The organism is Streptomyces sp. NPDC005899, from assembly GCF_040629645.1.
Classification (GTDB): Bacteria; Actinomycetota; Actinomycetes; order Streptomycetales; family Streptomycetaceae; genus Streptomyces.
Genome location: NZ_JBEXWB010000261.1, coordinates 1 through 9165, shown reverse-complemented (window position 1 = coordinate 9165; position 9165 = coordinate 1). Strand labels below are relative to the sequence as shown.

General features: G+C 67.3%; 9 protein-coding genes. 6 read left to right on the top strand and 3 right to left on the bottom strand.

Annotated elements, in window-relative coordinates:
• From ABZ371_RS24115 to ABZ371_RS24090, 6 genes are all read left to right on the top strand, one after another.
• The coding region (locus ABZ371_RS24115) for a CHAD domain-containing protein (protein ID WP_358683152.1) at positions 1-487 on the top strand (487 nt) is incomplete at its 5' end.
• Between the two features lie 56 nt (positions 488-543).
• The gene (locus tag ABZ371_RS24110; protein WP_358683150.1) at positions 544-2475 is read left to right on the top strand and encodes a TIGR03960 family B12-binding radical SAM protein; all 1932 of its coding nucleotides are present in this window, start codon (positions 544-546) and stop codon (positions 2473-2475) included.
• Positions 2476-3048: 573 nt separating this feature from the next.
• Entirely contained in the window at positions 3049-3573 is a 525-nt protein-coding gene (locus tag ABZ371_RS24105) for a DUF6879 family protein (RefSeq protein ID WP_358683148.1), read from the top strand.
• Positions 3574-3591: 18 nt separating this feature from the next.
• Complete coding sequence (locus tag ABZ371_RS24100; RefSeq protein WP_358683146.1) at positions 3592-4440, top strand: helix-turn-helix transcriptional regulator; 849 nt, start codon at positions 3592-3594, stop codon at positions 4438-4440.
• 66 nt (positions 4441-4506) lie between these two features.
• On the top strand, positions 4507-4785 hold the full coding sequence (locus ABZ371_RS24095; RefSeq protein WP_358683144.1) for a hypothetical protein: 279 nt from the start codon (positions 4507-4509) through the stop codon (positions 4783-4785).
• 133 nt (positions 4786-4918) lie between these two features.
• Complete coding sequence (locus tag ABZ371_RS24090; RefSeq protein WP_358683142.1) at positions 4919-5617, top strand: hypothetical protein; 699 nt, start codon at positions 4919-4921, stop codon at positions 5615-5617.
• Between the two features lie 71 nt (positions 5618-5688).
• Here the strand turns inward: ABZ371_RS24090 and ABZ371_RS24085 are convergent, their stop codons facing one another.
• The 3 genes from ABZ371_RS24085 to ABZ371_RS24075 form a co-directional block, all read right to left on the bottom strand.
• The gene (locus ABZ371_RS24085; RefSeq protein WP_358683140.1) at positions 5689-6072 is read right to left on the bottom strand and encodes a recombinase family protein; all 384 of its coding nucleotides are present in this window, start codon (positions 6070-6072) and stop codon (positions 5689-5691) included.
• Positions 6073-6522: 450 nt separating this feature from the next.
• Positions 6523-6873 carry a hypothetical protein gene (locus ABZ371_RS24080; protein WP_358683138.1) on the bottom strand — a complete coding sequence of 117 codons (351 nt, stop codon included), beginning with the start codon at positions 6871-6873 and terminating at the stop codon, positions 6523-6525.
• A gap of 361 nt (positions 6874-7234) precedes the next feature.
• Positions 7235-8809, bottom strand: a complete 1575-nt coding sequence (locus tag ABZ371_RS24075; RefSeq protein WP_358683136.1) for a recombinase family protein — start codon at positions 8807-8809, stop codon at positions 7235-7237.
• Between the last annotated feature and the right edge of the window lie 356 nt (positions 8810-9165).

Here is a 9165-nt window from a genome sequence, read left to right as displayed (position 1 = left end):
CCTCGACAGCCTCGACGCCCTGCTGGCGGACCCGCCGCTGCGCGAGGCCGCCGACCGCGCGCCCGGCAAGGTGCTGCCCCGGGCCGTCCTCAAGGACTACCGGCGGCTGGCCGCCCGTGTCGCCCACGCCCTGGAACAGCCGCCCGGCCACGAGCGGGACGTGGCGGTGCACGAGGCCCGCAAGGCGGCCAAGCGCGCACGCTACGCGGCGGAGGCCGCCGGGCCGGCGCTCGGGAAACCCGCCAGAAGGTTCGCCAAGCGGATGAAGGCCGTCCAGTCGCTGCTCGGCGACCACCAGGACGGCGTCGTGGCCCGCGACACCCTGCGCACCCTCGCCGTCCAGGCGCACGCGGCGGGCGAGACCGCCTTCACCTGGGGGCTCCTGTACGGGGAGGAGGAGACGGCCGCCGCCCGCCGGGAGCACGAACTGCCGCACGCCTGGGCGAGGGCGTCGAGGCCCGGGCTCCGGACGGCGCTCAAGGGCTGAGCACCGGGGTACGCTGGATGGTCACCCCTGCCCGTCCAGCTCACGAAAGTCCTCAGATGTCTGCCGAGTCGGTCTTCCCACAGCTCGAAGCTCTGCTCCCGCATGTGCAGAAGCCCATCCAGTACGTCGGCGGTGAGCTGAACTCCACCGTCAAGCCGTGGGACGAATGCGACGTCCGCTGGGCTCTCATGTACCCGGACGCGTACGAGGTCGGGCTGCCCAACCAGGGCGTCATGATCCTCTACGAGGTGCTCAACGAGCGTGACGGCGTCCTCGCCGAGCGCACGTACAGCGTCTGGCCGGACCTCGAGGAGCTGATGCGCGAGCACAAGGTGCCCCAGTTCACCGTGGACAGCCACCGCCCCGTCGGCGCCTTCGACGTCTTCGGGCTCAGCTTCTCCACCGAGCTCGGCTACACCAACATGCTCACCGCCCTCGACCTGGCGGGCATCCCGCTGGAGTCCAAGGACCGCACCGTCGACCACCCCATCGTGCTGGCGGGCGGGCACGCCGCTTTCAACCCCGAGCCGATCGCGGACTTCATCGACTGCGCCGTCATCGGCGACGGTGAGCAGGCCGTCCTGGAGATCACCGAGATCATCCGCGCCTGGAAGGCCGAGGGCCGACCGGGAGGCCGCGAGGAGGTCCTGTTCCGCCTCGCGAGGACGGGAGGCGTGTACGTCCCGGGCTTCTACGACGTCGAGTACCTCCCCGACGGCCGCATCGGCCGCGTCGTGCCCAACAGGTCCGGTGTGCCGTGGCGCGTGTCCAAGCACACCGTCATGGACCTCGACGAGTGGCCCTACCCGAAGCAGCCCCTGGTCCCGCTCGCCGAGACCGTCCACGAGCGGATGTCGGTGGAGATCTTCCGGGGCTGCACCCGCGGCTGCCGTTTCTGCCAGGCCGGCATGATCACGCGCCCCGTGCGGGAGCGAAGCATCACCGGCATCGGCGAGATGGTCGACAAGGGCCTCAAGGCCACCGGCTTCGAGGAGGTCGGCCTCCTTTCGCTCTCCTCCGCCGACCACAGCGAGATCGCCGACATCGCCAAGGGCCTCGCCGACCGGTACACCGAGGACAAGATCGGGCTCTCGCTGCCCTCCACCCGCGTCGACGCGTTCAACGTCGACCTGGCCAACGAGCTGACCCGCAACGGCCGCAGGTCCGGGCTCACCTTCGCCCCCGAGGGCGGCTCCGAGCGGATGCGCAAGGTCATCAACAAGATGGTCTCGGAGGAGGACCTGATCCGGACGGTCGCCACCGCGTACGGGAACGGCTGGCGCCAGGTGAAGCTGTACTTCATGTGCGGCCTGCCCACCGAGACCGACGAGGACGTCCTCCAGATCGGCGACATGGCGGTCAACGTGATCGCCAAGGGCCGCGAGGTGTCCGGCCAGAACGACATCCGCTGCACCGTCTCCATCGGCGGTTTCGTCCCCAAGCCCCACACCCCCTTCCAGTGGGCCCCGCAGCTCAGCGCCGAGGACACCGACGCCCGGCTGAAGAAGCTCCGGGACAAGATCCGCGACGACAAGAAGTACGGCCGCTCCATCGGCTTCCGCTACCACGACGGCAAGCCCGGCATCGTGGAGGGCCTGCTCTCCCGCGGCGACCGCCGGGTCGGCTCCGTCATCCGCGAGGTCTACGAGTCCGGCGGCCGGTTCGACGGCTGGCGCGAGCACTTCAGCTACGACCTCTGGATGAGGAGCGCGGAGAAGGCGCTCCCCGCCTTCGGCGTGGACGTCGACTGGTACACCACCCGCGAGAGGACGTACGAGGAGGTCCTGCCCTGGGACCACCTGGACTCCGGTCTCGACAAGGACTGGCTCTGGGAGGACTGGCAGGACTCGCTGGACGAGACCGAGGTCGAGGACTGCCGCTGGACCCCGTGCTTCGACTGCGGCGTGTGCCCGCAGTTCGACACATGGCCACAACTGAGCGAGAGCGGTAAGAAGATGCTCCCGCTCACGGTGGTAAAACCCTCGTGACCAGCGCAGATGCTGTCCGGCGGATGGCTGAGTCGCTCGCAGGCATGACCGATGTGGAGCGGGCCGAGATCCTTCGAGGGCTCGGTGCGAGAGAGCGTGAGCAGGCTTCGCGCACGCTGCGGCGAACGCCGCTTCCTGCCCCTCGGCAAGACGGTGGGCGCATCGTCTCGGCCGTGGAGTGGGTGTAGGTAGGTAGAGGGCGTCCGGCCCGACACAGAGCCGGACGCCTTTTGCGTGCCCTCGTCAGGTCGCACTCGTCCTTGAACCCGGCCAGGGTGAACACGCCCTCTTGACCAGCACAGACCGGCAGGATGAGGGTCGTGCAACCAGGCGCAACGCGCTCGACAGGGAGGGACCTCATAGCCTTACGGTTCGTTGGTAAAGATCCTGAGTCCGGAGATCACGGATCACCTGCTGTGTGGGTGGACCAGGAGTCGAAGGATCTTGTGATCCAGGGGTGGACAGCAGACGAGCAGACCACGGGCGAAAGCTCACGGGATGTTCTGATCCCCGGGCATGAGTCGGTGATCAGGGTTCCGAAGCGGATGGTCCCGCTTCTCAGGGAGGCGCTTCGTGTCGCAGAGTCTGACTGACTTCTCCGACCTCATCAGGTCAGTGCGGGAGTCAGCCGTGCATCTGGAGATGCGCGACGGATACGGCGTGGACAACGAGGTCGAAGGCTTCGCCGCATGGAAGCAGGGGCACCGGCTGAACCCGGATGACCGGGGTTCCTGGTGGCGTCCGTGGCTTGACCTCGTTCAGGAGGTCACGGCCAAGGGTGTCGTCATCCGACGTGCCCGCATCGTGTCGGAGCCTGTCAGCGATTACATCGCGTTCGAGCACTCCGGCACGTTCACCAACGTGGCGGCCGGAGAGCAGATCCATTGGCTGCCCCGGCGCAGTGCTTCGGACCTGGCCCTGCCGGGCAACGACTTCTGGTTGTTCGACGGCAGGCTTGTTCAGTTCAACGTCTTCGACGGCGTGGGCAGGTGGGTCCACACCGACCAGACGGAGGACGCTGCCGTAGCCAAGCTGTGTGCGTCGGCGTTCGAGGCTGTGTGGGAGCGGGGCATCCCGCACGAGAAGTACACCGTCTGATTCCTGGCCGGTCAGCTCATGCCTACCTCTCCGCTCTCCAGTGCCCAAGCCGCGCGCCAGGCGGTTGCCACCCGCCTGCAAGGGCTGATGAAAGACGCGGGACTGTCAGGCCATGAGCTGGCCGTTCGGTGCGGCTGGCACCGGGCGAAGTCCTCCCGCATCGCACGGGGCATCACGCCACCCTCGGACGCGGACATCCGCGCATGGTGCTCCGCGTGTGGAGCAGACGACCAAGCGGCCGACATAGTCGCCGCGTCGCGCAACGCCGAGTCCATGTACGTCGAGTGGAGGCAGATCCACAAGGACGGCATGCGCCGTGTCCATGAGCAGACTGTCCCGCTCTACCAGCGCACCCGCTCGTTCCGTGTCTATGCCTCGAACGTCATGCCGGGCATGCTCCAGACCGCCGGGTACGCGACAGGGCTTCTGAGAGCCATCACGGCCTTTCAGGGCACACCGGATGACGTGGCTGACGCGGTGGCTGCCAGGCTCGACAGGTCGCGGGTGATCCGTGAGGGTGACCACCGCTTCGCGCTGCTCCTCGAAGAGACGGTTCTCCACTACCGGGTCTGCGATGACGAAGCCATGCGGGACCAGCTTGAGCATCTGCTCACAGTCATGCGCCGGCCGAACGTGGCGCTCGGCATCATCCCGAAGCAGGCCCGTAGAACGGTGTGGCCGCTCGAAGCGTTCTACTCCTTCGACGATCAGCAGGTGGCTGTGGAGACGCTGACAGCTGAGATCAACCTGACCACTCCCGGAGAGATCCGCACTTACCTACGCGCCTTCGCTGAGCTGTCACGGGTGGCCGTGCGGGGCGAGCCGGCGAAGGGTCTGATCCGTGACGCGCTCTCCACGCTCGGGTGAACCCGTGCAACAGCGTGCAACAAGGTAGAGCCGCATGCCCGTAGGTCCCTAGCGTCGTCTGCACTGATGGACGCGAAAGACGCGGGGCTCATCACGTTCGGGTCTGCTCCCTTGCACGGCGGCGAACTGCTCAGTGCCATGACACCGGGACTGGTGGACTTCATCCGCCCCGGACTGTCGCCCGCAGCCGCTGCCCTGCTGGCTGCCGGATCGTGCCCCGGCCTCGATGTGGTCCTGACTTCGGCGAGCACCCGCGAGCACTGGGACGATGCGGCGAAAGCTCTGGCTGCCTCTCTGACGGCCGGAGAACTCAGGAAGGTGACCGATGAACTCTCCTCCGAGTGAGGACGTACAGACCCTGATGGAAGCCGCCCACGACCGGGCGGCGAAGGCTCTGGCCCTGACGTGCACTGGCCCGTTGGCGTGGGGGTTCCAAGGGGTCACCGTCGGCCGGAGAGCGGGGGACCGGTGGCTACGGGTGAGCCGCACTGCTCTGAGGAACGCGGGCCGGATGCAGGGGGAGGGCATCGTCGGCGCATCCCTGCTGGTGTCTGCTGTCCCGCGTCCACGCCTGCACGCGGTGCACGACTGGACTGACAGCGAGTGGGCGTTCGAGGCGGAAGCCTTCGACTACGTGGCACAACCCGTTGTGTCCCCGGACCGGGCGGACCTGGACCGCGACCCCGGCTTGCCTGACGCATGGTGGGACGACCTGTGCCGGGCACTCGGCACGCTGAGCGAAGCGGACGGAGTGAGGGTCACCGTCCGGGACGAGTGGATGGAACGCGCCTTCCCGCTGTTCCTCGGTATCCCTACCCCGGCCAAGGTGGAGCGGATGACAGGGCACGGTGACCTGCACTGGGGCAACCTCACGGTCGTGCCCATGAACCTGCTGGACTGGGAGCGGTGGGGGCGGGTGCCCCTCGGCTTCGACGCGGGTCTACTCCACGCGAACAGCCTGCTGGTGCCGGGCGTAGCGGACCGCATCCGGAAAAGGTTCGCTTCGATCCTGGACAGTCCAGCCGGCCGAATCGGAGAACTCGCGGCCCTGGCTGAGATGCTGCAAGCCGTCGCCCGTGGCTGGTACCCGGACCTTGCTCCCTGTCTGCTCGCTCACGCGGAGATCCTGACGGGCGTTCGCCCGCCGGTACCGGCTCACTCCGAAGTCACGGCCTGACGGGGAGGGGCCTTTGGTGCGGAAGTCTCTGCCCCTGCGCGGCACGCCGCACACAGGGGCAGAGGTCCGTCTCAGGCGCTCTCGCCGATGTGCCGGTACAGAGTGGCGCGGGAGATCCCCAGCGCCTTGGCGATGGCGCTCACGCTCTCGCCCTTGGCATACCGGGCACGGGCCACGGCTAGCTTGTCGTCGTCCACCACGGTCGGGCGTCCTCCGTGGTTGCCCTTGCGGGCCGCAGCGTCCAAGCCTTCCAACGTCTTCTCCCGGATGCCTTCCCGCTCGACCTCCGCACTGACGGCGAGAACTGCGAACACGATCGCGCCCGCCCCGTTCGGGTCGTACACACCCTGGAGGGGGCCGGACAGGAGTTCCAGTTGGATGCCGTCCGCCTGAAGGGCGGAGGACAGGGACATCAGCTCTGCCGCACTGCGAGCGAGACGCTTCGTCTCGACCACGGTCAGGATGACCGGTTGGTGTCACGGTCTGGACAACGCCGACCGGACCGCTCGGGTTACGCCCGTCGAAGCAGGCTGGCGAGGGGGTGGGGGATGACCCCCGAAAGGGGCAAGCTCACACCGCCTAGTCTTAGCAGCTCAGATCGTGCCACGGTTTCAGACCTTTCCAGGTGGGCTCTCGGGTCCGGCCGGCTGCGGGGTAGTGCCTGGTCACAGGCTTGCGCCTGCCGCCTGGGCGACGGTGGAAGAGTGCAAGGAATAAGGGCTGACTGGCCCTGCCCCAGGTGGCTGCGACAGGTGGCCGCGTAGCGGCCAAAGGAGCTTGTCGGCCCCGGAGGGGGCCGCACTGCACTGGAGCCAAATAGATAAGAGAGGGCGTGAACGTTCGTGCAGGTCAGGTGCTGTATGAGCACACGCCAGGCGTGCTCTGACTACACGCGTGGTGTGCGGTCACCTGTCCTGGTGGACGCGGCAGGGTACCGGCGCACCCTTGGCCTTCTGGAACAGGTGAGCCGGGAGCACCAGGCAGGCCGCGCCGGAACGGGGCGAGATGAGGTGGAGATCTTTGGCGCGCACTACCGCGTTGCGGGTGCTCTGGTCGGACAGTCGCTTGCCGTCCTTGCCTAGTAGCGCGGCCAGTCGGCCAGGTTCGGACGCAGCGTGCCCCTGTCGGTCGGCCCAACCGATGGCGGCGAAGTGCACGCGGTAGTGGAGCGTCTGTGCAGGGTCCTGCGCCATGCGCCGGTACTCGCGCTGAGAGACTCCGCCCCACGGGCGGTCATGGCCGAAGCTGATAGTCACTGGTCGCGGCTCCCGTCGTTGGGGCCGCAGGTGTGGGCGTGTCCATCAATGAGGGGCGATGCGCACGCCTCACAGGTCCAGACGATCTCGCTCGTGATGTTCAAGGGTTCGCGACTCCTGTCGGTGGAGCGCAGCACGTAGCCACGGCTCGGCGGTTGGAAGTCGCGCAGTTCCGTCCTGCGCTTCGGGAGTCCCTCGACGTCCCTGCGAGCCCCTCGGGATCGCGGCCTCTCGCGGAGTGGCCAGATCTACCACCGCTGAACGGCGGGAGCTACGGTCCCCGCTCCGTCAAAGAGCGGGGAGGTATTCCTACGTGGCGGGTTGCTCGGCTGTCAAGCCGAGCCCCTTCCTGTCCTTGCTGTCAGAGCTTCGCTGCAAAGTCGTCGCTCTTGATGACGAGCCGTTCGCGTACGTCACGGGGAATCTTGAGACGCAGGTGCACGGAGGGTGCACGCACGCCCTTGACCTTGGTGCGCGTCACCTCGCATGTAATGCCGACGCGGCGGAGGTCCTCGGCCATGACCTCCATGCCTCCGGACTCCCATGCTTCACGGAACGTCTTGCCGTTGTGGATCAGGGTCCATCGGTCCTGTGCGGTCTCGGGATCGATCGCGCTCAGTTCCTCTGAGAACTTGTCGAACGTCTTCTCTGCCTGCTCCTGAGCGAACCGCGTCTTCGTGTAGCGGCCTCCCGGCTCAAGTTCCTTCATGTAGTAGGCGATGGCCTCTTCGAGCCGCTTCACCTCGGCCCGAGCCCCAGCGCCCTGGGCGTACTCACGGACTTGCACGGGGAAGTCGCCGAGCACCCGCAGCACATCGCCCACCAGGACGTCGTACACGCCCTGTGGGTCCGGTGCGCCGAGCCCCCCGCTCTTGCACTTCTGGCACCGGAGGTAGCGGTACTGGCCGAACTTGTTGGACGTGACATGCACCGTCATGTTGGACGTGCAGTCGGCGCAGACCAGTACGCCGAGGAACTGCGTCGCGCCGTGCGTCTGACGCTGGGGCTGGTTCTTGCCGCGCCGGTCGATGGCCTCTTGCAGTTCGTTGTACTCGTCCTCAGTGAAGATCGGTTCGGCCACCCTGATCGGCTTGCCATCGTGTCCGAGGATCAGCTTGGAGCGACGCACACCCTTGTTCTTGTTCTCCTCCACCCGGTAACCCATGAGTGCCGGGTTGCGGAGGCGACGGAGGAGAGTCGTCGTGGTGAGCCCTGCGGACATGAGCCCGGACCGGACGAGACACACAGCCATGCGCCGGGCGGACACTCCCCGCAGCGCCATGCGGCGCGCCCACTGCAACGCCTTCTGTGCGACAGGATCGATGGCAAGGGCCGATCTTCCGTTCACCTTCGTCGTGACGAAGCCGTACGCGGGCTTGCCCACGAGCCACGCGTCCTGAGTCCTCGTGTAGTCCCAGAGCGAAGCGACGCGGGTCGACGTGTTCGCCGCCTCGATCTCGGCGATACCCCCGATGAGCGTGACCATCATCCGACCGACAGTGGATTCAAGGTCGATCGAGTCGTTCTTCGAGGCCAGGTTCTTTCCGTACCGCTGGCACCACTCGATCATGGTGGCGAGATCCGACATGCGACGGATGAACCGGTCGAGCTTCCAGAAGAGAAGAGCATCGAATTCGGGAGATCGGTTGTTCAGCCACTCGCCGAGTTCCTTGCGCTTCCACGGCGGAACCTTCGTCGCCGAGACGTTGAGATCGGAAGCGACGCCGACGACTCGATACCCCTTGTCCCTGGCCAACAGGCGAAGGTCGAGTTCCTGCCGCACCGGCGAGGTGGTGTCCTCCGTGAGTACGGACAGGCGGATGGAGAGCAGAGCGCGCGGAGCGTCCGCAGGGAGGAGGGTCTCCGCCTTCTTCAGCTCCTTGAGCAGAGCCAGGTCCGAGGGGGTCCACTCGGTGTCGATGTCGTACGTCTTCATGGGCGGAGGCTAGCCCTGGATTTAGGGGTGTGTCCATCTGCTTGCAGCTGGACCTCGACATCCAGATCGGGCCGACGGGCAAGAAGCTGCTGCCGCTCACCGTCGTGAAGTAGACCGTGCGGCCGCGCCGGGTGCCGTCCTGACCTGGTGACGACCCGACGCCTGAGGCCCGGACCGGGAGACCCCGGTCCGGGCCTTGGTGTACCGGCGGTCCTGGCGCCGGTCGGCCGGGAGGTCGTGGCCGCCGTGGAGGTCGCCCGGCGAGTCGCGGGGTGTTCCGCGCGGGCCGCAGGCCGCGGGCTCGCCCGGCCGGCGGAACCGGATCGCCGACGCGCCGACCAGGTGGCCCGCCGGCC